Annotated in this window: 20 protein-coding genes; 4 read left to right on the top strand and 16 right to left on the bottom strand. The window is 70.9% G+C overall.

What is annotated here, in order from left to right; translation table 11 throughout:
* Positions 1-24: 24 nt before the first annotated feature.
* The 5 genes from JK364_RS07675 to JK364_RS07695 all read right to left on the bottom strand — a co-directional run bounded on the left by JK364_RS07675 (position 25) and on the right by JK364_RS07695 (position 5707).
* Positions 25-639, bottom strand: a complete 615-nt coding sequence (locus JK364_RS07675) for a DUF742 domain-containing protein (protein WP_230991357.1) — start codon at positions 637-639, stop codon at positions 25-27.
* 16 nt (positions 640-655) lie between these two features.
* Positions 656-1105: a roadblock/LC7 domain-containing protein gene (locus JK364_RS07680; RefSeq protein WP_201848666.1), complete on the bottom strand. Its 450-nt coding sequence runs from the start codon at positions 1103-1105 to the stop codon at positions 656-658.
* A gap of 30 nt (positions 1106-1135) precedes the next feature.
* Positions 1136-4027 (bottom strand): sensor histidine kinase, encoded by a 2892-nt coding sequence (locus tag JK364_RS07685; protein WP_201848668.1) that lies wholly within the window; start codon positions 4025-4027, stop codon positions 1136-1138.
* A 143-nt stretch (positions 4028-4170) separates the two neighbouring features.
* The gene (locus JK364_RS07690; RefSeq protein ID WP_201849016.1) at positions 4171-4314 is read right to left on the bottom strand and encodes an MFS transporter small subunit; all 144 of its coding nucleotides are present in this window, start codon (positions 4312-4314) and stop codon (positions 4171-4173) included.
* A gap of 4 nt (positions 4315-4318) precedes the next feature.
* Positions 4319-5707, bottom strand: a complete 1389-nt coding sequence (locus JK364_RS07695) for an L-lactate MFS transporter (protein WP_201848670.1) — start codon at positions 5705-5707, stop codon at positions 4319-4321.
* 538 nt (positions 5708-6245) lie between these two features.
* Between JK364_RS07695 and JK364_RS07700 the strand changes: the two genes are divergently transcribed.
* Positions 6246-6641 (top strand): DUF485 domain-containing protein, encoded by a 396-nt coding sequence (locus tag JK364_RS07700; protein ID WP_201848672.1) that lies wholly within the window; start codon positions 6246-6248, stop codon positions 6639-6641.
* The gene (locus JK364_RS07705; protein WP_201848674.1) at positions 6638-8233 is read left to right on the top strand and encodes a monocarboxylic acid transporter; all 1596 of its coding nucleotides are present in this window, start codon (positions 6638-6640) and stop codon (positions 8231-8233) included. The genes JK364_RS07700 and JK364_RS07705 overlap by 4 nt, the downstream gene beginning before the upstream one ends.
* A gap of 36 nt (positions 8234-8269) precedes the next feature.
* On the opposite strand, the gene JK364_RS07710 is transcribed toward JK364_RS07705, so the two are convergent.
* The 10 genes from JK364_RS07710 to JK364_RS07755 all read right to left on the bottom strand — a co-directional run bounded on the left by JK364_RS07710 (position 8270) and on the right by JK364_RS07755 (position 18646).
* Positions 8270-8800: a hypothetical protein gene (locus tag JK364_RS07710; RefSeq protein ID WP_201848676.1), complete on the bottom strand. Its 531-nt coding sequence runs from the start codon at positions 8798-8800 to the stop codon at positions 8270-8272.
* Positions 8784-9275 carry an RNA polymerase sigma factor gene (locus JK364_RS07715; protein ID WP_020866784.1) on the bottom strand — a complete coding sequence of 164 codons (492 nt, stop codon included), beginning with the start codon at positions 9273-9275 and terminating at the stop codon, positions 8784-8786. The genes JK364_RS07710 and JK364_RS07715 overlap by 17 nt, the downstream gene beginning before the upstream one ends.
* Before the next feature lie 101 nt (positions 9276-9376).
* Positions 9377-9985, bottom strand: a complete 609-nt coding sequence (locus JK364_RS07720) for a class F sortase (RefSeq protein WP_201848678.1) — start codon at positions 9983-9985, stop codon at positions 9377-9379.
* Positions 9982-10359 carry a Tat pathway signal sequence domain protein gene (locus JK364_RS07725; protein WP_201848680.1) on the bottom strand — a complete coding sequence of 126 codons (378 nt, stop codon included), beginning with the start codon at positions 10357-10359 and terminating at the stop codon, positions 9982-9984. The genes JK364_RS07720 and JK364_RS07725 overlap by 4 nt, the downstream gene beginning before the upstream one ends.
* 199 nt (positions 10360-10558) lie before the next feature.
* Positions 10559-12772 (bottom strand): catalase/peroxidase HPI, encoded by a 2214-nt coding sequence (gene katG, locus JK364_RS07730; RefSeq protein ID WP_201848682.1) that lies wholly within the window; start codon positions 12770-12772, stop codon positions 10559-10561.
* 34 nt (positions 12773-12806) lie between these two features.
* Positions 12807-13244 carry a Fur family transcriptional regulator gene (locus JK364_RS07735; RefSeq protein ID WP_044568303.1) on the bottom strand — a complete coding sequence of 146 codons (438 nt, stop codon included), beginning with the start codon at positions 13242-13244 and terminating at the stop codon, positions 12807-12809.
* A 114-nt stretch (positions 13245-13358) separates the two neighbouring features.
* Positions 13359-14420 (bottom strand): NlpC/P60 family protein, encoded by a 1062-nt coding sequence (locus tag JK364_RS07740; RefSeq protein ID WP_201848684.1) that lies wholly within the window; start codon positions 14418-14420, stop codon positions 13359-13361.
* A 21-nt stretch (positions 14421-14441) separates the two neighbouring features.
* On the bottom strand, positions 14442-14924 hold the full coding sequence (locus tag JK364_RS07745; RefSeq protein WP_201848686.1) for a poly-gamma-glutamate biosynthesis protein PgsC/CapC: 483 nt from the start codon (positions 14922-14924) through the stop codon (positions 14442-14444).
* The gene (gene pgsB, locus JK364_RS07750) at positions 14921-16465 is read right to left on the bottom strand and encodes a poly-gamma-glutamate synthase PgsB (protein WP_201848688.1); all 1545 of its coding nucleotides are present in this window, start codon (positions 16463-16465) and stop codon (positions 14921-14923) included. Before pgsB ends, JK364_RS07745 begins: the two co-directional genes overlap by 4 nt.
* Positions 16466-16474: 9 nt before the next feature.
* Entirely contained in the window at positions 16475-18646 is a 2172-nt protein-coding gene (locus JK364_RS07755) for a HAMP domain-containing protein (protein ID WP_201848690.1), read from the bottom strand.
* 298 nt (positions 18647-18944) lie between these two features.
* Between JK364_RS07755 and JK364_RS07760 the strand changes: the two genes are divergently transcribed.
* Entirely contained in the window at positions 18945-19925 is a 981-nt protein-coding gene (locus JK364_RS07760; protein ID WP_201848692.1) for a hypothetical protein, read from the top strand.
* A gap of 833 nt (positions 19926-20758) precedes the next feature.
* On the opposite strand, the gene JK364_RS07765 is transcribed toward JK364_RS07760, so the two are convergent.
* The gene (locus JK364_RS07765) at positions 20759-23017 is read right to left on the bottom strand and encodes a hypothetical protein (RefSeq protein ID WP_201848694.1); all 2259 of its coding nucleotides are present in this window, start codon (positions 23015-23017) and stop codon (positions 20759-20761) included.
* A gap of 341 nt (positions 23018-23358) precedes the next feature.
* On the opposite strand from JK364_RS07765, the gene JK364_RS07770 reads away from it, so the two are divergent.
* Positions 23359-24606, top strand: a complete 1248-nt coding sequence (locus JK364_RS07770; RefSeq protein ID WP_307841179.1) for a hypothetical protein — start codon at positions 23359-23361, stop codon at positions 24604-24606.
* Positions 24607-24651: the final 45 nt, after the last annotated feature.

Below are 24651 nucleotides of genomic sequence, written 5' to 3' on the forward strand. Positions count from 1 at the left end.
GCCGGTTCCCGCGCGGCGAAGGCGCTAGATCCGCCGAAGCCCCACCAGCACGCGCTCCATCAGGGAGACGTCCGGGACGTCGCCCTCCGCGGAAGCCGTCCGGTGGACGGTGATCAGTCCGTGCTCGGCCATGTCGCCGAGCACGACCTTGGCCACCCCCAGCGGCACCGCGAGCATGGCCGCCACCTCGGCCACCGACCGCGGCTCCTGGCACAGCGCGATCACCGGGCGGTGGTCGGCCTGAAGGGTGTCCATCGAGCGGTGGCCCAGCTCGGTGGTGGTCACCAGGGTCTCGACCTCGAAGTGATGGTCGGACCTGGTCCGGCCGCCCGTCCACGAGTAGGCGCGCACCAGCGAGGCCGGGCCCTGGCTCCCGTCGTGCTCCGCGTCCCAGACGCCCGACCGCTCCGGCTCCGACGCCCCCCGCGCGAAGGGTTCCCCGGGATCCTCGGGCCGGGCCTCCCCGCCCCGGCGGCGGGACCGGGCGCCCTCCGGCGCCCCGTCGGACCGCGGCGGCTTCCGCCCGCGTCGCCCTTTGCCGAAGCTGAAGGCGTTGAGCACGTCGGCGAAGGTCTGTTCGTCCTCCGCCCCCTGATCTCTCCCAGGTCCCTGCCCGGAAGGGCCTTCACCGGTGCTCATCATCTCCCCGTCCGGCCTATTGCGCTGCTGTCCGCTTTACGGCCCGCAGGTTCAATTCCTGCAGCTCTGCGCGGAGTTCCGGGGTCAGCATCTCGCCGACCTGATCGACCAGTACCGTCATCTCGTACGCGACCTGACCGATCTCGCAGTCCGGCGCCGCCAGCACCACGAGGCACGAGCCGTCCTTGATCGACATCAGGAGCATGTTCCCGAGCTCCATCTGGATCACGGAGGACCGCACATCACCGGTGTCCATGCACTCGGCAGCGCCCTGGATCAGGCTGATGGCCCCGGCGGCAATGGTGGCGACCTGCTCGGCCCGATCGGCCGCCAGCCCGTCCGACGCGGTGAGCAACAGCCCGTCGGCCGAGACCACCACGGCGCACGCCACATTGGGCACACGCTCGGTGAAGTTGGTGACCAGCCATCCGAACTGGCTCACCTCCCGCAGCTGGGGTGAGGTCATTGGTTCTTCCTGTCCATCTTCGCTGAGACCTTATGTCTCGTCGCTTCCGTCGGGCTGAGCCCGCCGGATGCCCGACTGGTAATTGCTGAGGAACGAATGGGTGCGGCCGGCGTTCCGCCGCGCGGCGGCGTCGCCCGCGGCGCGCGGCGCGGGCCGCTCTCCGGTGGCGCGTGGCTTGTCGGTGGCGCGCGGCTTGTCCCGGTCCGCCGCCTGGCCCTGGCGCGGCACCCGCCGGGGCAGCCCGGCCTGGGTGACGCCGCCCGGCTCCGCGGCACCGGGCCGCTCGTGGACGATCTGGCCGGGCTCGTCCGCGGGGTCCGGCCGGCTCTCGTCGGAGGGTCCGGGCGGAACGGGGTCGGGCCGCCGGGAGGCGGCGGACGCCGGCAGGTCCGCGGACTTCCGGCCGTCGGGCGGCTGCTCGCCGCGGGAGCTCGCCGGTGCCGTCTCGGGCGACGCGAACCATGGCGAGGGGGCGTCGTCCGGGGCGGTGGGGCGCGAACGCTGCGGGGGCACCGTGGGCTGCCCCGGCGGCCGTGGCGTACGGCGGTCCGCGAGCGGTCCGCCGTCGCCGGACGGGGCGCCGGTCTTCTCCGGTGCGCCGTCGCCGACCCGTGCGCCCTCGCCGGCCGATGCGCCCTCGCCGGCCGGGGTGGGACGGCCCGGCCTGGTGGGGTGGCCGGGCTTGGCCGGGGCCCGGCGCGGCAGTCCGCCGGGCTGCTGGGGATCCGTGAACGCCCGCGAGGAGCCGGGGCGGGCCGGCAGCGAGCGGCCCGCGTGCTCGGACGCGGCCGGGGCATCACCGGCGTACGGCGAGCGGATGCCGTCGGGCACGCGGCGCGGCAGTGCCGCCGGGGCGCCGCCGAGCTCACGGTGCGGCCGCGCCAACTCGGAATTCCTGGCGGAGGTCTTCCGGACGGGCAGCGAACTCTCCCGGCCCGCGATGGCGGGCTTGTCACCGAGCATCAGCCTGGCCGGTACCAGCACACCCGCGCGCAGCCCGCCACCGGACTCCCGCTCCGAGATCAGCTCCACGGTGACGCCGTGGCGACGGGCCAGCTGACCGACGACGGTCAAGCCCATCTGCCGGGACGTAGGTACCTCCACGGATGCGTCCCCCGCCACACGCCGATGAGCCTTGGCCAATTCGGCACCGCTCATCCCAAATCCCTCGTCGCGGACCTCGATCAGTGCGGAACCGTCCAGCTGCAGTGTATTGCTGACGGTCACCTGGGTCTCCGGCGGGGAGAACGCGGTGGCGTTGTCCAGCAGCTCAGCGATCATTCGCGCCAGGTCACCGGCAGCGTACCCGATCACCTCGGCGGTGGGAACGGGCTCCACCACCACCCGCCGGTAGTGCTCGATCTCGGAGACCGCGGCGCGCAGCACACTGTCCAGCTGCACCCGTTGCTCGGAGGGGCGGACCGGGGTGCTGCCGCACAGGACCATCAGGTTCTCGTTGTTGCGCCGCATACGGGTCGCCAGGTGGTCCAGCTTGAAGAGGCTGGCCAGCTGGTCCGGGTCCTCCTCGTGCGACTCGAGCTGCTCCATCAGGCGCAGCAGCCGGTCCACCAGGCTCTGGCTGCGCCGGGAGAGGTTGACCAGGGTGTCGCGCAGATCGCCACGGAGCGCGGCCTGTTCGGCGGCCAGCCGCACGGCCTGCCCGTGCACCGCGTCGAACGCCCTCGCGAGCTGCCCGAACTCCTCGGTGGTGTGGACCGGTACGGCGCTGATCGCGGTGCTGGACGCCTCACCCTCGCGGATGCTGGACACCGCCTCCGGGAGCCGGCGCTCGGCCACGTCGAGCGCGGTGGAGCGCAGCACGGTCAGCGACCGCAGCAGATGCCGGGCGATGGCGATGCCGATGGCGAAGGCGAGCAGGAGCACGGCGAAGAGCAGCACGGACTCCGCACCGGCCCGGTCGCTGGTCTCGTCCTGGAGCTTGGCGGAGGTCACGCGGAGCCGGTCGGCGAGCCGCTTCTCCACCGTGTTGATGAGGCTTCCGTGCGCCTCCGAACTGCGGTGCCAGGTGCGGTCGGAGAACGGCGGGGCGTCGGCGCCGTTCCGCCCGGCGTTCAGCGAGCCCGCCTGGGACAGCACGCCGTCCAGCAGCTTGGTGCGCCGGTCGACCTCCGGGCCGGTGACCGTGCGGTCGTAGGCGCGCTGGTCCCCCGCGGTGGCCACGGCGCGGAAGTCGTTCAGCTTGTCCCGCAGGCGGATGTCGGACTCCTGGAGCGCCCTGATGAGCTTGGGGTCCTCCAGCCTGCCGGGCTTGGGTGCCACCATCACGATCACATGCTGGAGGTGCACCTGCTCCTGGACCATCTCCAGGTCGTACAGCGCGCTGGCCGGTCCGGACAGCTGAGCGTCACCGAACCCGCTGCCCAGCGCCTGGTCCAGGTCGAGCAGACTGTTGATGATCTTGCTGTACTCGGTCACCGCGGTCCATGAGCCCAGATCCTTGGAGGTCACCCGCTCGCGCAGGTCGGGCAGTCCGTCCAGGAGCTTGGAGGCGTCGCGGTAGCGGTTGGCCGAAACCCCCCGCAGACCGTGGGTCCGCTGCGTGGTGCGGGTGACGGCGGCCTGAGCACGGTCCACGCGCTGGGCCTGCTGCCGGAGCATGGCCGGATCGGCGGACCCGCCCTCACCCAGCCGCTCGGCCGACAGGGTCCGCTCCATCTGCAGATCGCCGATCAACGGCCTCAGTCCAGCGCGCAGCTTGACCAGCCGCTGCACGTCCGCGTACGTGTTGGCGCGCGCCACGTCGCGCTGGATCTGCACGACGCCCAAGGCCACGGCGAGCAGAGCGGGCACCACCAGAACGGCGCCCAGCTTCACCGGCAGCCGCCAGTTGCGCCACTCCATGACGCCGGCCCACCACGACGGCGAACGGTCGCGCGCGGCCGCATGCCTGCCCGGGGTCATGAGGCGTGCTCCGCGCTCGGACCGGCTTGCCCACAGGGATGTATCACGATGCCGTTTCTCCTGGGATTTCCCCGGCTGGGGAAAGTCGAACGCCCGGCAACGCGCCGGCCCATCGCTTCGGCGATGCGCCGGCGCGCCTGCCTTTACTCGAACAACTTGCTGCTTTTCTCCGCCAGTTGATAGAGGCCGTACAGAAACGGCACCGCCACCCACAGCCATGCCACGACCATCACCACGGGGGAACCCGTCTTGGCCGCGTTCGGCGAAGGGCCGTCTGCGTCAGTCACCGGTTTACCGCCTCTCTGCCGGAATGGGATCGGGGGTTTCCTCCGGGGGCGCCGGCTCCTCCCGGGCCGCCGGCTCCGGCTCATGGAACTTCGGATTCACCGGACGTACCAGCTCGTTCGCGATGAAGCCGATGACGAGCAGCCCCATCATGAGCGAGAACGAGAAGGTGTAGAGAGCCGGGCCGGAGCGCCCGTCCTCATGTGCGGAATCCGCGATGGAATCCACGATGAGCGGTCCGGCGACTCCGGCGACCGACCACGCGGTCAGCAGCCGGCCGTGGATCGCGCCGACCTGGTAGGTGCCGAACAGGTCCTTGAGGTAGGCCGGAACGGTGGCGAAGCCACCGCCGTAGAACGACAGGATCACCATCGTCGAGGCGACGAACAGCGCGGTGCTGCTGTCCTTCTCGAGCATGAGGGTGAGGTAGAGCAGGGCACCGGCGCCCAGATACAGCCGGTAGATGTTCTTCCGGCCGACCGCGTCGGAGACCGAGGACCACACGAAGCGACCGGCCATGTTGGCCAGGGACAGCAGCGCGACGAACCCGGTGGCGGCGCTCGCGCTCACCGGACTCGCCGTGTCGTGGAAGAAGTCCTGGATCATCGGGGCGGCCTTCTCCAGGATCCCGATACCAGCAGTAACGTTCATGCACAGCACGACCCAGAGCAGCCAGAACTGCGGTGTCCGCACCGCGTTCCTGGCCGATACGTTCGCGGTGGTGACGAGCGGCTTGCCCGCGTCGACGCGGGGCGTCCAGCCGGCCGGCCGCCAGCCCTCGGGCGGCACCCGCACCAGCACCACGCCCAGCGACATGAACACGGCGTAGGCCAGGCCGTGCACCAGGAACGTCTTGGCGATACCGCTGGTGTCACTGCCGAACGCCTTGAGCATCTCCGTCGACCAGGGAGAGGCGATCAGCGCGCCACCGCCGAAACCCATGATCGCCGTACCGGTGGCCATGCCCGGCCGGTCCGGGAACCACTTCATCAAGGTGGACACCGGCGCGATATACCCGATGCCGAGGCCGACTCCGCCGATGCCTCCGTAGCCGAGGACGACCAGCCAGTAATTGCGCGTGGCGACGCCGAGCGCGGCGACCAGGAAGCCGGTCGAGAAGGCTACGAGCGACACGAACATGGCCCAGCGCGGCCCTTTTCGCTCCACCAGCGTTCCCCCGAACGCGGCGGAGAGCCCAAGCACCAGAATGCCGATCTGGAACGGGAGGGCACTAGCCGTTCCCGAGATGTCTAGGGAATCTTCCAGGGGTATCTTAAAGACACTCCAGGCGTACGCCTGGCCGATGGAGAAGTGGATCGCAAGCGCTGCCGGAGGAATCAGCCAACGATTCCAGCCCGCGCCTGCCACGATGCGAGAGCGGTCGAGGAAACCCACAGATCAACCTACCTCCGGCTTCTTGGGAACACCCCCGCAGACTGCATTCCTTGACCTATCCAAACACCCCGGGGGAGGGAGTGGCGAGCCGAGAGCTGCCGTCATATGCCAATGGCAGACGCGCTGCCCAGGCGGCATGCTCACCGCACTCATGCTCGCGCACGGTGGGACGTTCTACCCGAGGTGAGGTTCTACCAGTGGCGACACTTGGGACACAACGCCGAGCCCCGAAATGTCCTCAAGGCGCAACCCTGAGCACCCATTGGCAACCTGACACCACGTCAAAATGGACAACACGGGAAGGTGAGACAAAGTATCGGTTCAGCGACCTCTCCCGTCATATTCGAGATGGCGCCGAAGCCGGATGCACGCCCTGACATGTGCCCACCTGCGCCGGTGGGGAGCAGGGTGCGACGTTGACTGCGTCCGGCGCCTTACTACACTTGCCGCGTCAAGGGCCCGCCGGTTGCCCTCCCCTGACGCCCGAGCGCGGGCGCCCCGAACCGACGTTTTCGTCAGAAAAACCCCGGAGAAAACCATGAATAAATCGGTGCGACCGCCCGCTTCCTTGCCATCCGAGCGGGCCATCGGAACGGGGTTCGCCGATCGCGGTGACGACATCGGGGAGCCCGACTTCGAGGCGATCCAGCAGAGCCCTGAGTTCAAACTCCTGCGCAAGAGGCTGATCTGGTTCATCTTCCCGATGAGCGCGTTCTTCTTGTGCTGGTACATGACCTTCGTGCTCTTCTCGGCCTACAGCCACGATTTCATGAGCCGTAAGCTGTTCGGCGCGGTCAACACCGGCACCGTCTTCGGTCTGCTGCAGTTCGTGACGACCATGGCGATCGTCCTGACATACCGGCGCTTCGCGCGCAAGAAACTTGATCCCCAGGTGGACACGATCCACGAGCTGGCGGGAGTCGGCAAGGAATGACAGTGCAGATCGCAGCCCGCGCGACCGGCAGCCCGATAATCAACCTGAGCGTCTTCTTCGCTTTCGTCGTCATCACGCTGTTCGTCGTCTACAAGGCCACCAACAGGAATTCGACCACCTCCGACTACTACGCCGCGGGCAGCGCCTTCAGCGGCGTCCAGAACGGCATCGCCCTCTCCGGCGACTTCCTCTCCGCGGCCTCCTTCCTCGGCATCTCGGGGGCGATCGCCGTCCACGGCTACGACGGCTTCCTCTACTCCGTGGGGTGGCTCGTGGCCTGGCTGGTCGCCCTGCTGCTCGTCGGTGAACGGCTGCGCAACACCGGGCGGTTCACGGTCGGCGATGTGATGGCCTTCCGCATGAAGCAGCGCCCGGTGCGCGCGGCGGCGGCCAACGCCACCCTGGTGATCACGTTCTTCTACATGCTCGCCCAGATGGCCGGCGCGGGTGGTCTGATCGCCCTGCTGCTCAATGTGCACAGCAAGGGCGGGCAGGCCCTCATCATCACCGGCGTCGGCCTCGTCATGGTCTTCTACGTCCTGGTGGGCGGCATGAAGGGCACCACCTGGGTGCAGATCATCAAGGCGGGCCTGCTGCTGATCTGCGTGACCTTCATGAGCGTGTTCCTGCTCGGCAAGTTCGGGTTCAGCCTCTCGGCGATCCTCGACCAGGCCTCGCAGAACAGCCCGCTGGGCGCCGAACTGCTCAACCCGGGCGGCTGGTACGGCAGGAACGCGATGGACCAGCTCGACTTCGTCTCGCTCTCCCTGGCGCTGGTCCTCGGCATCTCCAGCCTGCCGCACGTGCTGATGCGCTTCTACACCGTGCCGGACGCCAAGGAGGCCCGGCGCTCGGTGGTGTGGTGCTCCTGGTCGATGTTCATCTTCTATCTGTCGATCCTGCTCGTCGGGTACGGCGCCACCGCGCTGGTCGGTTCGGACAAGATCGTGAAGGCGCCCGGCGGCGAGAACTCCGCGGCTCCCCTGCTCGCCTTCGAGATCGGCGGTGCGATGCTCCTCGGCATCGTCTCCGCGGTGGCGTTCGCGACGATTCTGGCGGTGGTGGCCGGGCTGACCCTGGCCGCCTCGGCCTCGTTCGCCCATGACGTGTACGCCAATGTGATCCGGAACGGAAAGGCCGATCCGCGGTCCGAGATCCGGGTCGCCCGGCTGACGGCGCTCGTGATCGGCTTCCTGGCCATCCTCGGCGGCATCGTCACCAACGGCCAGAACGTCGCGTTCCTGGTGTCGCTGGCCCTGGCGCTCGCCGCGTCCGCCAATCTGCCGACGATCCTCTACACGCTGTTCTGGAAGCGTTTCAACACGACCGGGACGCTGTGGAGCATCTACGGCGGACTGGTGTCCGGCCTGGTGCTCATCATCTTCTCCCCGGCCATCTCGGGCAGCTCCACGTCGATCATCAAGGGCGTGGACTTCCACTGGTTCCCGCTCACCAACCCCGGGCTGGTGTCCATCCCGCTCTCCTTCCTCTGCGGCTTCCTCGGCACGGTCTTCAGCAAGGAGCCCGCGGACCCCAAGAAGCAGGCGGAGATGGAAGTGCGGTCGCTGACCGGCATCGGCTCCAAGGCTTAAGCGGCAGGGCCGTAGGCGGTACCGCCCGGGGACCGCCTACGGCCGACGGGTCGTTCCGGGGGTGGTGGCGGTTTCCCTCGGGCTCTCCGACGGCACGACCCGCGCCGGGGAGTCGGGAGCCGCCGACCGTTCGCGGGCGGGGACCTTCGCGCCGTCCCGGGGGCCGGATGTCTCACTCCGGGGCCCGCGGCCGGGGCGCTGCTCGGCCGACTTGGACGGGACCGACGGGGCGGGCGACGCCGAGGGGTCGGCGGACGCCGACGGAAGGGGAGGCGTCGTACGGCCGGGCGCGGGCGGCGGGGCGAGCGGGACCGTCGGGCGCGCGGGTGGCTCGGGCGCCGCCGCGCGGAGCGGCAGCGCGATGAGGGCGGCCACGGCGCAGGACACGCCGACCCCGGCCGCGGTGCGGAGCAGCTTGCGGCGGACCGCGGCGCGGCGGACCGCCTCGTACCGGCCGGGGGGCGGGCCGAGGTAGTCGGAGGGGGGCCGCAGGATCACCGCGAGGGGGTCGTCGGGCTCCCGCTCGGGGCCGATGTGCTCCGGGCCGTCGTCACAGCGTGGGGTCAAGGCTTCTCCTCAGGTGGACGCGGAGCAGTTCCCGGGCCGCGTGGAGGTCGGCCTTGACGGTTCCTTCCTTGCGCCCGGTCAGTACGGACACCTCCCGGATCGGCATGTCAGCGTAGTAGTGCAGCAGGATCGGGACGCGCAGCCGTTCCGGCAGCGACTGCACGAGCAGGCGCACCGACGGGTCGGACTGTTCGGTGTGGGGGCGGACGGCGGCTTCCGTGGTGGCCCGGCGCATGGCCCTGCGCTCGCGCTCCACCTTGCGCCAGTGGTCCCGGACGAGATTGGCCGCGGTGACGTAGAGGAAGCCGCGGGGCTCCTCCACGGACGTCCAGCGGGCCCAGAGCCGGGTGAACGCCTCGGAGGCGATCTCATGGGCCGTCTCGTCGTCGTCGACGAGTCGGCGGCACCAGCCGGCCAGGCGCGGGTAGAGGGCGGCGAACAGCTCGGACGCCGCCCTGTCACGGGACCGTTTCAACGCACTCCATGGTCGCGACGGCACTCGGCCGTGAGGGCACTTCACAGGGGAGGATCCCGGGCCGCCGGTGTGGGTTCCATGGGCCCGGGATCCGGGGTGGGTCAGGGGCCGGCGGATGTCAGCGCGGCGAAGACGATCACGTTGTCGAGGTAGCCGTCGCCGGAGCGGGGGCCGCCACAGGTGATCAGCCGCAGCTCCGGGCGGTCCACGTTCCCGTAGACCTCGTCCGCCGGGAAGTCCGCCTTGGCGACGGTCCGTACGGCGCTGACATCGAACTGTGCCGCCGTGCCGTTCTCCAGGCGCGCCTCGACCCGGTCGCCCCGGCGCAGCCGCGTCAGGTGACGGAAGACCCCGTCGCCGTAGCCGCCGACCGTGACATGGCCGAGGATGACCGACGGGCCGAGCTGCCCCGGTGTCGGCGAGTGCCGGTACCAGCCCGCACGGTCGTGGGCCGTGACCGGCGGGACCGCCACGCTCCCGTCCGGCGCCAGCCCCAGCCGGATGACCGGGGTGTCGACGCCGATGGCCGGGATCCGCAGCCCGACCGGGACCGAACGCCCGAGGGGGCGCGCCGGCTTCACACCGGTCGGCGGCGGCCTCCTCCCGGAGCGCGGTGCGGCCGTGGTCTGCCGGGCCGGGTGGCCGCCGCAGCCCGCGAGCAGCGAGGCCATCGCCGCGGTGGCGAAGGCGCGCCTGGAGAACGGGGTCATGCCCCGGTCGCCCGCCGGCGGCGGACGACGAGGACCGCCGCGCCGCCCGCGGCGAGCACGGCGGCGCCCCCGCCGATCAGCGCGCCCTCGTTCCCGGACGACGCGGAGGACTCCTCCGTCACTCCGGTGTTCGGTGCGCCCTTCGGCACGACCGCGACCTGGCCGCGGTCCCGCTTCTTGGCCGGCTCCTCCCGCGGGGCCTGGGCGGCGGCGCCGGGCGTACGGGCCGGCGCCTTGCTCGGGACCGGGCTGACGGAGGCCGCGGGGGTGCGGCGGGGGGCGGGGGTGGTCGCGTCGTCGGCGAACGCGGGCACGGTGGTCGCCAGTACGGCGGTGCACGCGAGTGTCATCGCGCTGAGGACAGTGCGGCGCATGGAGTCGCTCTCTTTCGTCGGTCCGCCCGGCGGTTCGGCGGGCTGGGTTACGGATCGAGCGGAGAGACGAGGCAGCGGCGCGGCGGGTTGTAAAGAGATGGCAAAGCGTGTCGGCCGGCCCTGCCGGGACCGGCATCCGGGCCGAAAAACGTCCAGGCCGGTCCGTGCGGACCGGCCTGGACGGTGTGCTCGGAGCGGATCAGACGAGGTCGAACCGGTCCAGGTTCATGACCTTGACCCACGCCGCGACGAAGTCACGCACGAACTTCTCCTTGGCGTCGTCGCTCGCGTAGACCTCCGCGAGGGCGCGCAGCTCGGAGTTGGAGCCGAAGACGAGGTCGGCACGGGTGCCGGTCCACTTGACCGCGCCCGAGGCGTCACGGCCCTCGAACGTGGTCTGGTCCTCGGACGTGGACTTCCAGGTCGTGCCCAGGTCGAGCAGGTTGACGAAGAAGTCGTTGGTGAGCTTGCCCGGGGTCCCGGTGAGCACGCCGTGCTTGGACCCGTTGTGGTTCGCGCCCAGCACGCGCAGACCACCGACCAGGACGGTCGTCTCGGGGGCGCTCAGGGTGAGCAGGTTCGCCCGGTCCAGCAGCAGGTACTCGGCCGGCAGGCGGTTGCCCTTGCCGACGTAGTTGCGGAACCCGTCGTGCGTCGGCTCCAGCGCGGCGAACGACTCGGCGTCGGTGTGCTCGTCGGTCGCGTCGACACGGCCCGGGGCGAAGGCCACCTCGACGTCGACACCGGCGTCCTTGGCGGCCTTCTCCACGGCGGCGGAGCCACCGAGGACGATCAGGTCGGCCAGGGAGACCTTCTTGGCGCCGGAGTTGAACTCGCCCTGGAGGGTCTCCAGGGTGCGCAGGACCTGCGCGAGCTCGTCCGGGTTGTTGACCTCCCAGCCGCGCTGCGGCTCCAGGCGGATCCGGGCGCCGTTGGCGCCACCGCGCTTGTCGCTGCCGCGGAAGGAGGCGGCGGACGCCCACGCGGCGCCGACCAGCTGCGAGACGGTCAGACCGGAGTCGAGGATCTTGGCCTTGAGCGCCGTGACATCGGCGGCGTCGATGGCCTCGCCCTCGGCCTCGGGCAGCGGGTCCTGCCACACCAGGGTCTCCGCCGGGACCTCCGGGCCGAGGTACAGCGACTTCGGGCCCATGTCGCGGTGGGTCAGCTTGTACCAGGCGCGGGCGAAGGCGTCCGCGAACTCCTGCGGGTTCTCGTAGAACCGGCGGGAGATCGGCTCGTAGATCGGGTCGAACTTCAGCGAGAGGTCCGTGGTGAGCATCGTCGGGCGCTGCTTCTTGTTCGGGTCGAAGGCGTCCGGGACGGTCTCCGGGGCGTCCTTGGCCACCCACTGGTTGGCGCCGGCCGGGCTCTTGGTGAGCTCGTACTCGTACTCGAAGAGGTTCTTGAAGAACCCGTTGCTCCACTGGGTGGGGGTGGTGGTCCAGGTGACCTCGAGGCCACTGGTGATGGCGTCCTTGCCCGCGCCCGTGCCGTGGCCGCTCTTCCAGCCGAGGCCCAGCTGCTCCATCGGGGCGGCCTCCGGGTCCGGCCCGACGGCGTCCGCGGGGCCCGCGCCGTGGGTCTTGCCGAAGGTGTGGCCACCGGCGATGAGGGCGACGGTCTCCTCGTCGTTCATCGCCATCCGGCGGAACGTCTCACGGATGTCACGGGCCGCGGCGATCGGGTCCGGGTTGCCGTTGGGGCCCTCCGGGTTGACGTAGATCAGACCCATCTGGACCGCGCCGAGCGGGTTCTCCAGCTCGCGGTCGCCGGTGTAGCGCTCATCGCCGAGCCAGGTGGTCTCCGGGCCCCAGTAGACGTCCTCCTCGGCCTCCCAGACGTCCGCACGGCCACCGCCGAAGCCGAAGGTCTCAAAGCCCATCGTCTCCAGGGCGACATTGCCGGTGAGGACCATGAGGTCGGCCCAGGAGATGCTCTGGCCGTACTTCTTCTTGACCGGCCACAGCAGACGGCGGGCCTTGTCGAGGCTCGCGTTGTCCGGCCAGCTGTTGAGCGGGGCGAAGCGCTGCTGACCGGCACCGGCGCCGCCGCGGCCGTCGCTGATGCGGTAGGTGCCGGCGCTGTGCCAGGCCATCCGGATCATCAGCGGGCCGTAGTTGCCGAAGTCGGCGGGCCACCAGTCCTGCGAGGTGGTCAGCACCTCGGCGATGTCCCGCTTCACCGCGGCGAGGTCGAGGGCCTGGAACGCCTCGGCGTAGTCGAACTCCTCACCCAGCGGGTTCGCCACCGGGGGGTTCTTGGCGAGGATCTTCAGATTGAGCCGGTCCGGCCACCACTGACGGTTGCCGCCGCCCTGCGTGGGGTGGGGAGCACGCCCATGCGCGACCGGGCAGCCCCCCGCTTCCTCTGACTTCGGGTCTACGACGATTGCCTCATGGTTCTCGGACATGGAAATCCTTCCACGCTAGGGCGGATCATGGTGCTCAGGAACTGGTGGCGGTGGAACAGTCGGGGCACTGGCCCCAGTAGATGACCTCGGCCTCGTCGACCGAGAAGCCGTGGTCATCGGACGCGGTGAGGCAGGGTGCCTCACCGGCGGCGCAGTCGACATCGGCGACGGCACCACACGACCGGCATACGACGTGGTGGTGGTTGTCCCCGACGCGTCCCTCGAACCGGGCCGGGTTGCCGGCCGGTTCGATGCGGCGTACGAGGCCCGCCGCCGTCAGCGCGTGAAGGGCCTCGTACACGGCCTGGAGGGAGATGTGGCCGACCCGGTCGCGTACCCCGGAGGCGATCGCCTCGACCCCGAGGTGATCACCGTCCCGGACGGTCTCCAGCAAGGCGACACGGGCGGCCGTCACCCGCAGGCCGACACCGCGCAGCTCCTCGGCAGTGGTCGGAGTCTGGGATGCGGTCATGCCGCAGAACCTACCCGCACAAACACGAACGCTACAAGGAAACGAGCCGTTAAAGCCTAGCGCCGCGGGTAAAATTTTTGTCCTGATTTAGCCCGATTTTACCCTCCTGGGCCCTCAGAGGCGCTTGGCGCTGCGGAAGAGCCCGGCGTAGAAGCCGTTGCCGTCGATCCGGGAGACACCGCCGTTGTCGCCGATGGTGGGGCCGTTCTGCTCCTTGCGGCTGGAGACGAACACGCGGTGGCCGTCGGTGTCCAGCCCCAGATAGAGGGCGACATGGTCCATATGGTCGCCGGTGCGGTGATCCATCTTGAAGAACAGCAGGTCACCGGGTTGGAGAACATCGATGTTGGTGGGCCGGGTGTACCAGGGGCCGGGGCCCTGGATCTTGATGATATCGACGCCGACCTTGGAGCGGGCCATGCCGTTGGCGGTGCGCGGCAGGCCGTCGCCGATGGCGTTGCTCGCCATCAGGGGGTAGCGGGCGCGGTAGCCCATGACCATGCGGATGAAGCCGGAGCAGTCCAGCGCCCGGTAGCGCTCCTTGCGCGCGGCCAGCGTGGTGCCGTCGCGGAAGGTGTAGGAGATGCCGAGGTAGTCGTAGAAGTCGTTCTGCTCCAGCCGGTCCACGCCGTCCGGTTTGAACGGCCCGAAGACCGCGTCGCCCGCGTACGGGATGCCCTGGGCGTCCTTCTTGACCTGCGCGCCCGTCACGTACTGGAAGGCGATGGCGAAGAGGTCCTCCTTCTTGCTGCCGTAGTTCTCCTTGAACCAGTCCTTGAACCACTGCTCCTTCTCGGCGCCCTCGGCCCACGGCTCCGGCATCAGCCGCACCCAGTCCTCGCTGATCACCTTGGACTTGGTGTTGGCGGGCTCGCTGAAGGTGCGGGAGGGGCCGCGCAGGGTGGCGGTGCGGGCGCGGTCGGTGAAGGTGGCGAGGATCTGGCCGTTGCCGCCGCGCAGGATGGTGCGGGCGGGGTTCTTCAGCCGCTCCCAGGTCTGCTTGCCGCTCTGCTGGCCGGTGCCGTTCTCCAGGTTCGGCTCGTCGACGACGGCCTGGGTGGCGGGCGTCTTGTCCTGCTCGTCCTTCCTGAGCTCCACGGTCAGATAGCCGCTGGCGCCGAGCAGCGCGAGCACGGTGACGGCGTGCAGTACGGGGCGTTTCTTCTTCAGTGGCATGGGATCGGCTCCGGTGGTGGGTCAGGCGGACGGCATGACGCCGAGGAGGATTCCGGTGGTGAGGACGACATAGGCCATCAGCGTCACCGACCCGGTGGACAGCAGGGTGGCCCCCCGGGGCTGGCGGACCAGCTGGTAGGCGATCAGGCCGGGGACGATGAAGCCGAGGGTCTGGTTCGCGTACATCAGCGGGAACTCGATCGACAGGATGATCATCACGGTCGCCTGGAGGGTCACGCCGAGCAGCACGACCGCGGCGAAGAGCCGCTTGCCGTAGAGGATCACGTACTTCTGCATCAGCAGCGTGCCCACGTAGGTGAGCACGGTGACGCCGACGACCATCGCGGCCCGCTGGAGATCCTCGACGAGGGTCAGCGCCAGCCAGCCGGGGGTGATCATGCCGCCGGGCGAGAGGTTGGTGGTCAGGTAGCAGACCAGTGAGAAGAGCAGCCCGATCGCGATGCCGATGGCGGCGATCTCAGGGGTGAGGACGGAGGGGATCAACGGTGCTGCTCTCCTGGGTTCTGCCACTGCTGGGAGTCGTCGGCGGGCGGGGCGGGCGGGACCCGCGGCTCGAACAGGCCGCGGGGCCGCGGGGCGTCGGGGGCCGGTACGGCGGCGGGCCAGGGCTCCCGGGAGCCCTCGTCGGGTGCCGGCCGCGGGTACGGCCGCTCGGGGGTGCGCTGAGCGGGTACGTGCACCGGGGCGTACCGGGTCTCGTACGCCTCCGGGTAGCCCTGGTAGGGATCCAGGCGGGGCGCGTACAGCTGGACCGTGTCCACGTACTCGACGTGACCCTCGCCGGGCGCCGACTCCGCCGGCTCCGCCGGTGCCGCCGGTGCCTCCGCGGTGTCATCGGCGCTCTCGTCGGGCGGCAGCTCGGCGAGGTGCTCCAGGAGGATCTCGCCCTGGCCGTGGATGTTGCCGATGGCGACCAGGGAGGAGTCGGGGCCGAGGCGGCCGAGCAGCTCGGCCATGAACTCCTCGGGATCCCGGCGGTCGCCGCCGAGGTCGACCGCGCGGTCCCGGTACTGGGCCGGGATGGCGTCGATGGCGGACTTGGCCGGGTGGCCGATGACGAAGACCTGCTCGGGGTCGAGATCGGGGATGATCTCGCCCATCTGGCCATTGCGCTCGACCCGGTCGGGGCGGCAGTTGATGACCACGTTGAGCGGGCGGTGGATGGCGCCGAGGTCGAGCAGCTGGTTGATGTTCATCAGCGTCGACTCGGGGTCGTTGGCCGCGAAGACGTTGGCGAAGCGCAGCTTCTTGCCGTCCTCGGTGGCGTACCGCTCGACGGAGAGCACACCGGGGTCCGGCGGGGCGTCGTACATGCCCTGGAGGGCGGTCGCGCGGTCGACGCCCACCAGCTCGGCGACGGTGAGCGCGATGGCCACGTTCTCCTTGAAGGTGAACCAGCTGAAGCCGCGCAGCTCCTCGTCGCTGACCGTGGTGGGGTCGGCGTAGATCAACTGGCAGTTCCGGGCGTCCGCCTCCTCCTGGAGGATGTGGAAACGGTCCTGCTCGGCGGTGACGCATATGCCGTTCTCCGGCATGGACCGGCACAGCGAGCGCGCCACGTCGTCCAGCGTGGGGCCCATCTCGGCGAGGTGGTCCTCGCGGACGTTGCAGAGCACGCCGATGGTGGAGCGGATCAGCTTGGACTGGTTGATCTCCTGGAGCGCCGGCATGACCGCCATGCACTCGATGACGAGCGCCTCCGGGTTGTAGGCGGCGGCGCGGCGCACGATGCCGATCTGCTCGACCACGTTGGCGATGCCGAACTTGCGGTAGACGGGCTCCTCGGTGGCGTCGGGGTGGATGAAGCGGGCCGCCGTACCGGTGGTCTTGGCCACGGTGGTCAGCCCGCCGCCGCGCAGGGCGCCCGCGCACAGCCGGGTGATGGAGGACTTGCCGCGGATGCCGTTGACCAGGACCCGGGTGGGGATCACATCGAGGTTGGTCTGGTGCCGCCGCTGTTCGACGATGCCGGCGATCAGCAGAACGGCCTCGCACACCACGAGCACGGTGTAGAGGAAGAGCACGGTGGGTCCTCAGTTCCTTCCGACGCCGGCGGGGGTCCGGCTGCCGCCGTCCCGTTTGCGGGGCTGCCCCTGGAGCTGCTGCCGGATCAACTCCAGGCTGCGGACCACGGCGCCGACCTCGTCGTGGTGGCGTGGGAACAGCACGGTCTTGCGGTCGCCCGCGGCCAGCGCCTCGGCCTGTCCGGCCAGGGCGCGCAGCGGCCGTACGACGACGATGTGCAGCCAGCCCAGACAGGCGGCCGCGGCGGTCAGCCCCAGCAGTCCGGCCAGCACGGTCCGGTTCTGCAGGCTGTACTCGGGGATCGCCAGGCCCGAGGCGGGCTGCCAGCTGGCCAGCCTCCACTGGAGCGACTTGGCCGCGCCGCCGCCGCTGAACGGCGCGACGGCCGCGACCCGTACGGTGCCGCCGCGCTGGACGGTGGCGTTCGCCTCCTTGGTGGCGAGCAGCGAGCTCATGTACGAGGGCGCCTTCTCGAAGGCGATATAGCCGGAGTCGCCGCCGATGGTCCGGCCCTTGGCGTCCACGACGCGGACCTCGCCCATGCCCTGGCGGCCCAGCAGCGCGTTGACGAACTCGATGCGGAACTCGCCGACGACGGCGGCGCCGCCCCGGCCGGGCGCCTGGGCGGTGGCGGTGACCACGGGCTTCTTACCGCCCTCGCCGGTCACCTCGATGGCCTGCTTCGAGGGCGCCTTTCCGTCCTCGTGGTGCGGGCCGTCACCGGCCCGCGCGAGGATCTCGCCGTCCTCGCCGAGGACGTACATCGACTGGTAGCGGTCGTGGTCCTGCATGGTGCGCTCCAGGACCTTCTTCATGTCCTCGGGCGTGGTGCGGTCCCCGATCAGGGCGGCGACCGCGGACAGGTCGGCGTGGCCCTCGTTGAGCGCGCGGCGGACCCGGTCGCTGAGGGTGACGGTGCGGGACTTCTGGTCGTGGACGATCTGGGCCGGGACCTTGACGGAGGAGTCGGCGCGGTTGAGCACCAGCATCAGCGGGACCGACCAGACGAGCAGCAGGACGGCGCAGACCGCGAGCAGGGCGCGGGCGCCCAGGCCCTTGCGCACGGCCGGGCCCTCGACATCGGCGGGCTCGCCCTGGAGCTGCCGGCGCAGCCGTTCGAGGGCGGCGCCCACCCGGGCGGCCTCGCCGGCCCTGGGCACGCTCACCGGGCGGGCGAGGTCGCCGCGGGTGAGGCGGCGGCTCTCCAGGAACAGCCGGATCAGCGGGCGCTGCACGGTGCCCAGCAGCACCATCACCGCGAGCCCGCCGATGAGCAGCAGGGCGCCGGCGGCGGCCACGCCGAAGGCGGGGCGGGTGATCTGGGAGACCTTGGCGGAGGCGTCGACCCCGGTGACGACGGTCAGCCCGAGGCTGCTGGCGGTGGTGGGCTCACCGGGCTGGGGCGGGGTGAGCGTGGCGTAGCCGCCGACGGTGCGGACGTCCTCGGCGGCGTCCCCGGTGAGGTGGCCGCTGACGCCGGTGTAGCCGCCCGCGCCGGGCTCCTTGGCCTTGATGGGGTGCTGCCGGCCCTTGCGCGCGGCGGTCTCGGCGAAGGAGGCGAGCTGCTTCTTGGACCGCTCGGTGTCCAGGGCGCCGTGGCTGGAGAGCAGCCGGCCGGTGGAGTCGACGACCCCGATGGCGCGGCCCGGACCGAGGTCGACGCCGGGGAAGCTGAGGGTGCTGGAGGCGACGAGCAGTTGCTGCGGCTGACCCTTCCAGGACAGCAGGGCGGGGATGATCAGCCGGGTCTGGCCGTTCTCCAGCCGCACCATGCGCGGGGCCAGCCCGTCACTGCGGGAGAGCTTGCTGAGATCGATCGCGGCCAGCGGGACGTTCTCGCCGCGGGCGGCGAGCATCTTGCCCGACTTGATCTCGATGACGGCGGTGCCGCGCCACTTCTGGTAGACCTCACCGACCTTGTCCAGGACGGTGTCGGCGGAGACCGGTTTGCCCTCGTTGAAGAGGGTCGCCGTGCCGGTGAGGTCGGTGACCGACTCGTCGAGCGACGCCCGCAGCGCGATGGCGCCGTCCTCGGCGACGTACTGCTGCGAGGTCAGGACCGCCTTGGGGACCAGGGCGTTATCCGGTTTGCCCAGGGTGAGGGCGGTGATTCCCGCGAGGGAGAGAAGCAGAACCGACAGCACGGCGATGGGGGGACGAATACCTCCCACAAGCGACATGTCGGCCCTTCGGCGGACCTTGTGCCGCCGCTTCGAACGCGAAGCGGCCACGGATGGGCTCCTCTCATGCAACTCACACCACACAGAGCGCACTCGAGTGCGATCCGGACCGTCAGACAGCCAGACGGATCAAAGGGTTGCACATCTTAAAGAAAAAACGAGAAAACCCGTTTGGTCTCAATCAAGGCTGGGCAAACGGCGGTCTTGCATTCTTTGCCGGTCGTTCACCCAGAGGTCATTCTTCGCCCGTCTCATCCCGATATGCCCTTGTAAAACGGGTGGTTACGATGAGGCGGTCATGGCGAAGGTACGAGCGAAGGCGATCACCGTGGCGGCCGTCACGGTCGCATTCGGCCTGCTCATGGCGGCATTGAGCACGTATATGATCGCCCGGTCGTCCGGAGACGACAACGGCCGAACGTCGGACGGCGCACGGGCCCCCGAGGTCCCGCTGGAGCGAAGGATCACCGACTTCGCCGCCGGGCTCGCCCCCGACGGCGACTACCGGGAGCCGCGCCGCGCCGAACGCCGGGACGTCGCCGACGCGGTGGGCCTGATCCTCGACGGACACCCGGACCGCGCCCGCCCGCTCCTCGCCGACGTCGGCTTCCGGCTCCGTACGCTCACCGACACCGGCACCGGCCACCGCTACGCCGAGCTCTCCGAGTTCTCCGACCGCACCGGGGACGGGCCCGGCCCGCGCGGCTGGGCCCGGGTCTATGTGGACCTCTCCGCGCCCGTCCGCTGGTCGGTCCAGGTGCCGCACCCGGTCTCCGACGCGGACACCGAACGGCTCGGCGCGCGCGTGCTCCTGGACTCCCCCGGCGGCGTCCTGGTGCTCGCGGGCGCCCACCGCAGGGCCGGGGACGACGATGCCGCCGACGCCGCCCACCGCACGGACTCGGTCTTCGACGCGGTCTGCGACGAGCTCGCCCGGCGCGGGCTGCCCGGCGTCCAGATCCACGGTTTCGCCGACGACTCCGCGCCGGGCCGGGACGTCGTCGCCTCCACCGGCAAGGGCCGGGCGGGCCGCCCGGACGCCCGCCGCCTCGCGGCCGCCCTGACCGCACGGCACTTCTCCGTCTGCCGCGCCTGGGTCCGCGACTGCCCCCTGGAGGGGCGCGACAACGTCCAGGGCCGCAGGGCCGCCACCGAACATGTGCCGTTCCTGCACATCGAGTTCGCGCGGTCGGTGCGCGCGAGCGACGGACAGCTCCGGAACGCGGTGGCGGCCATCGGCACGGTGACCGCGCGGTGGGCGAAGGACGATTCGGGCTGACCGCCCGGCCGTTCCCACGGTGACCGCCCGGTGGGCGACGGAAGGCTCGGGTCACGCGGACGGCTCGGGCCACGCAGACGGCTCGGGTCACGCGAACGGCTCGGGTCACGCGGCGCCCGGCGGATCGTGCCGCCTGCGGCGGGCTGTTCCCCTCCCCGCCCCTTCCCGACACCTGACGATATGCGGCTCCGCCGCGTGGGGGGCTCCGCCGCGTGGGGGGCTCCGCCCCTGGACCCCCGGGTCTGGGGCGGAGCCCCACCGCGCGGCGGAGCCGCATACCGATGCCACGGGCAGGGGCGGAGCCCCGGTTTCGGGGTCGAGGGCGAAGCCCGGGCCCGGGGGCAGGGGCAAAGCCCCGAGCCGGGGCCTGGGGCAGAACCCCCAAGCCGAGGCCAGACGCAAAGCCCTGAGCCGGGGCCTGGGGCAGAGCTCCCGAGCCGGGGTCAGGGGCGGAGCCCCCGCGCCGAGACCAGGGGCAGAACCCCCAAGCCGAGGCCTGGGGCAGAGCCTGAGCCAAGGCCAGACGCAAAGCCCCGAGCCGAGGTCAGGGGCGGAGCCCCAGTCCGGGGCCAGGGGCAAAGCCCAGGGCCGAGGCCAGACGCAAAACGCCGAGCCGAGCCAGGGGCGAAGCCCCCGAGCCGAGGCCAGGCGCAAAGCCCCGAGCCGGGGCCTGGGGCAGAGCCCCCGAGCCGAGGTCAGGCGCAAAGCCCCCGAGCCGAGGCCAGGCGCAAAGCCCCCGAGCCGGGGCCAGGGGCGGAGCCCCGGGCCGGGGTCTGGGGCGGAGCCCCGGTTTCGGGAAGGGGCGGGGAGGGGAACGGCCCGCCGCAGGCGTCCTAACCGCGGGCCGCGGCCACCGTGAACGCGCTCTTCACCGTCTGCACCACACTGTTGCCGTCCGCGTCGCCCCCGGTGACGCGCAGCGACGCGTCCCGGCCCGCCGCGGCGTCCGGTGTGGTCCAGTCCGCGCGGAACCGCCCCTTGCCGAGCGCCGTGACGGCCGCCGCCGTCCACCGCTCGCCGCCGTCGAAGGACACCTCGACCCTCGCCTTGGTGACCGCGGGCGCGGCCGCCCCGCCCGGTACGTGCCCGAAGCCGACGACGAGATGGTCGTCACCGGCCGGGCTGGTGCCGTCCGGCGCGGCGTCCAGCCGGTAGTGCGGGACGACGACCGGCAGCGCCGAGCACTCGGCGGGCCCGTCGTACTCGCCCGCCTCCGATACGCACGTCCAGTTGTCCGGCACGGACTGGGCGCCCGAGTGGCCCGAGGCGAAGGTCCACTCGGTGTGCGTGGTCAGCGACTGGTGGAACTCGCCGTTCGTCCTGGTCTGGTCGTACACCACCGTGTACGGGGCCTTGCGCGGCGGCACGGTCAGGACGCCACCGGAGACGCCGTCGCCCTCGTACAGGGTCGTGTCGCCCGAGACCACCGCGAAGTGTGAGGAGGTGATGTCGGACGGCAGCGCGAGGGCGTGGTGACCGGCGGAGTCCATGACCGTGCTCAGGGAGAAGGTGAGGGCGTCGCCCTTGCGGCACGCCGCGCAGTACCACGTCTCGTCCGCGGCGGCGCCCGGCGCGGGCTCGGTGAAGCCCGGGGCCAGCGGGCCGCGCAGCCAGTCGACCGTGGTGGTCCGGCCGGGCCGGAGGGTCTGCTTCTCGGACACGAAGCGCCGCTCCCCGGCCTTGAGCCAGCCTTGGTAGGAGGCGCCGGGTGAGCCGCCCACGTACTCGATCCGCCGCGCCGGTGTCTTGAACGGCTCGGACAGCGCCTCGCCGCTCGATTCGTACGGCAGATACATCAGGTGTGCGACCTCTTGGGCACGGCCCGGCGTATCGCTGTGGTAGTTGGTCCGCACGGTGGTCAGTTGGCGCGCGGTGACCTCGTAGTGCTGGTTCTTCGCGATCACACCGGCGGGGTTGGCCAACTTGAGGTCGTAGGAGTAGGGCGTGGCCGCGTCCGCGGGCGCCTTGCGGTGGGTGTAGACGTTGAAGCGCAGATCGCCGGTGGTGACGGGGCGGTTGGAGGGCTGTACGTAGACGGGCGCGCCGCTGGACACACCGACGCCGCCGTTGACCGCCACCTCGCCCTTGGTGTCATCGCGCAGATAGTGGAGGATCAGCTGGTGCTCCTCGGCCGGCCGCGGAGTCGAGAAGGTGACCCGCTCGGTGGCCTTGCGCAGGTCGAGCACGACATCGGTCCCGGTGGCGCCGTCGGGGACGGTGAACTCGGCGGTGGCCATGCGGATGCCGGTCGACTCGCCCGCGCTGTCGAAGGCCGGGGCGGAGACCATGGCGCTGTAGCGGCCCGCGGGCACCTCGGCCTTCGCCTCGCCGTCAACGGCCTGGAGGGACGGCTCCCGGTAGCGGGCGGCGTCATCGACGTTGGCCAGGGCGAACGGCGTGGTGCCCGGGAGGGGCTTGCCGTCCGTACCGAGCACGGTGACCTTCACCGGGTGGTCCGCCCGCGTGTGGTCCGCCACCGGGTGGTCCGCCCGCGCGGGCGGGCGCGAGGGGGCCTGCCCACCAGCCGTGGCGACCGCCGGTACGACGGAGGTGACGCCGCCGAACAGCGGGCCGTCGCCCACGGAGCCCTCCGCCGCCTCGGCGCCGGCCTGCTTCGCCAGCGCCGCGCCGAAGGCGGGACCCGAACGCGGCGCCGTGGCACCTCCCTTGGCCTCGACCCGTACCGGGGTGGTGGTCACCCCGGCCTCGGCGAGGGCGGAGACATTGAACAGCGCGGGGTCCAGGGTGCGCCCCAGATACGGCAGCGCGGTCAGCGGAACGACGAAGACATCGTTGTCCGAGCGGCGGGTGACATAGTCCGCCTCGGCTCCCGGCCGCGGCGCCACAACGACGCTCCCGTCCGCGCCGAGCGTGACGCGCTCACCGGTGACCAGGGTGACGGTGTGGGCCGTGGCGTCAGGAGCCGGGGAGGCCACGGCCGTTGGGGGGCGGTCCGTGGGGGCGGCCAGGGCGCCGGGAGCGGGGCCCGCCGCCAGCCCGAGGGCGGCCAGGACGCATCCGGCCGCGAGGGCGCGGGCGCCGCGCGCTCCGGCTCCGTGCGCCGCGGTCCGTCTGATCCGTCGGTACCACATGAGGCAGATCCTTCCGTGACGGGGGATCAAGGACGTTGACGCCCACAGGTTCGTCTCCGGAAGAGATCACTTACAGGTACGGACCGAAGCTGGCCGAGAAGTGCCGCTCTGCGGCGTTAACCGAGCGCCCGGCACCGCCCGGTGCCCGTCACCGCCCACCACCGCCCGCCACCTCGCGACGCCTCCGGCCACCGCCCGCCACCTCGCGCCGCCTCCCACCACCTCGCGCCACCACCTCCCTGGAGCGGCCACGGTGAATTCGGCCCTCATCCCTATGGAATTCACGCATCCGCCAAGGCCAAAGGAAAGGATCTTTCCCCTTTCCCAGGCAGGAGGAGCCGGTGACCGCCGAAAGATCCAACGCGGAGGAGCCACGTTTAAGCATCCGTGGCCCCTCGCGACGCCTCCCCCTGCGGGGCCGCGCCCTCCGCTCGCTGGTGACCGCGCTCGCCTTCCCCGTGGCCGGGCTGCTGGCGCTCACCGCGGGAGGGCATCTGCTGCTCCCCTTCGACGGGGTCACCACCCTCGAAGGCAAGATCGCCTCCAAGTCGGAGTTCTTCGAGGACGAGAAGGTCCAGCGCATCCTGATGAAACACGGCATCCGGGTGCACATCACCCGTATGGGTTCCCGGGACATCGCCACCACCGGCTTCGACGGCTACGACTTCGCCTTTCCGTCCGGCCAGCCCGCGGCGGACATGATCAAGAATGACCGCAAGCGCAAGAACGCGTACGCCAAGGGGCACTCGGCCTTCGTCAGCCCCATCGTCCTCGCCACCTACCGCGAATACGCCGAAACCCTGCGGGACAACGGTCTCGCCAGGCCACGGCAGGGCATGGCCGCGGACGAGAAGAGCCCGCTCTACTACACCCTCAATATGAAGAGGTTCATCGGGCTGAGCGCGGGCGGGAAGAAATGGAGCGATATCGGCATCGAGAAGCACCGGACCACGAACGGCAACCGGATCCTGGCCCAGACCTCGAACATCTGCGAGGCCAACCACGCCGGGACGTATCTGGGGCTGGTCGCCTTCGTCGAGAACGGGAACTCCGTCCCGACGGACAACGCGGCGGCGGACCGGGTGGCCCGGATGATCAAGCCGACCCTGGTGTCCCAGGGGCTTCCCTCGGAGCAGATGTTCAAGACGTACGAGGTGCCCGAAGGAAAGGGCCTCGCCCCGATCGTGGTGGTGTACGAGCACCAGTACTTCGCCTATCAGATACGGCAGCGGCAGCAGACCGGAAAACCCGACTCGCAGCGGGTGCTGCTCTATCCCTCGACCCAGTTCCTGACCGAGCCCGAGTACATCGCGCTCACCCCCAAGGGCGACCGGCTCGGAGAACTGCTCGCCAGTGATGAGCAACTCCAGCGCCGGGCGATGGAGTTGGGCTTCCGCGTCCTGGACTCCAGCGGCAAGGCGACCAGCACCGAGCTGTACCGGTTCCTGGAGGACCAGGGCATTCCGGCGCCCGCCTCGGCGGCCGACGACACCAAGGCGACACTGCCGAGCCTGCCGCTGCTGGAACGGATGATCACGTCCGTCGGCGACTGCCCGCCGCCGAACCGGACCCCGGAGACGGCCTCATGAGGCGGCGTCCGCACCACCTGCGTCCGCACCCCCGGGCTCCGCACC

The organism is Streptomyces endocoffeicus, from assembly GCF_016741935.1.
In the GTDB taxonomy this organism is placed as follows: Bacteria; Actinomycetota; Actinomycetes; order Streptomycetales; family Streptomycetaceae; genus Streptomyces; species Streptomyces endocoffeicus.

What these genes read in the sequence shown, in the direction of transcription:
- JK364_RS07675 (WP_230991357.1), bottom strand. Translation starts at nt 639, where the DNA reads ATGAGCACCGGTGAAGGCCCTTCCGGGCAGGGACCTGGGAGAGATCAG.
- JK364_RS07680 (WP_201848666.1), bottom strand. Translation starts at nt 1,105, where the DNA reads ATGACCTCACCCCAGCTGCGGGAGGTGAGCCAGTTCGGATGGCTGGTC.
- JK364_RS07685 (WP_201848668.1), bottom strand. Translation starts at nt 4,027, where the DNA reads ATGACCCCGGGCAGGCATGCGGCCGCGCGCGACCGTTCGCCGTCGTGG.
- JK364_RS07700 (WP_201848672.1), top strand. Translation starts at nt 6,246, where the DNA reads ATGAATAAATCGGTGCGACCGCCCGCTTCCTTGCCATCCGAGCGGGCC.
- JK364_RS07705 (WP_201848674.1), top strand. Translation starts at nt 6,638, where the DNA reads ATGACAGTGCAGATCGCAGCCCGCGCGACCGGCAGCCCGATAATCAAC.
- JK364_RS07720 (WP_201848678.1), bottom strand. Translation starts at nt 9,985, where the DNA reads ATGACCCCGTTCTCCAGGCGCGCCTTCGCCACCGCGGCGATGGCCTCG.
- JK364_RS07725 (WP_201848680.1), bottom strand. Translation starts at nt 10,359, where the DNA reads ATGCGCCGCACTGTCCTCAGCGCGATGACACTCGCGTGCACCGCCGTA.
- katG (WP_201848682.1), bottom strand. Translation starts at nt 12,772, where the DNA reads ATGTCCGAGAACCATGAGGCAATCGTCGTAGACCCGAAGTCAGAGGAA.
- JK364_RS07735 (WP_044568303.1), bottom strand. Translation starts at nt 13,244, where the DNA reads ATGACCGCATCCCAGACTCCGACCACTGCCGAGGAGCTGCGCGGTGTC.
- JK364_RS07740 (WP_201848684.1), bottom strand. Translation starts at nt 14,420, where the DNA reads ATGCCACTGAAGAAGAAACGCCCCGTACTGCACGCCGTCACCGTGCTC.
- JK364_RS07755 (WP_201848690.1), bottom strand. Translation starts at nt 18,646, where the DNA reads ATGTCGCTTGTGGGAGGTATTCGTCCCCCCATCGCCGTGCTGTCGGTT.
- JK364_RS07760 (WP_201848692.1), top strand. Translation starts at nt 18,945, where the DNA reads ATGGCGAAGGTACGAGCGAAGGCGATCACCGTGGCGGCCGTCACGGTC.
- JK364_RS07765 (WP_201848694.1), bottom strand. Translation starts at nt 23,017, where the DNA reads ATGTGGTACCGACGGATCAGACGGACCGCGGCGCACGGAGCCGGAGCG.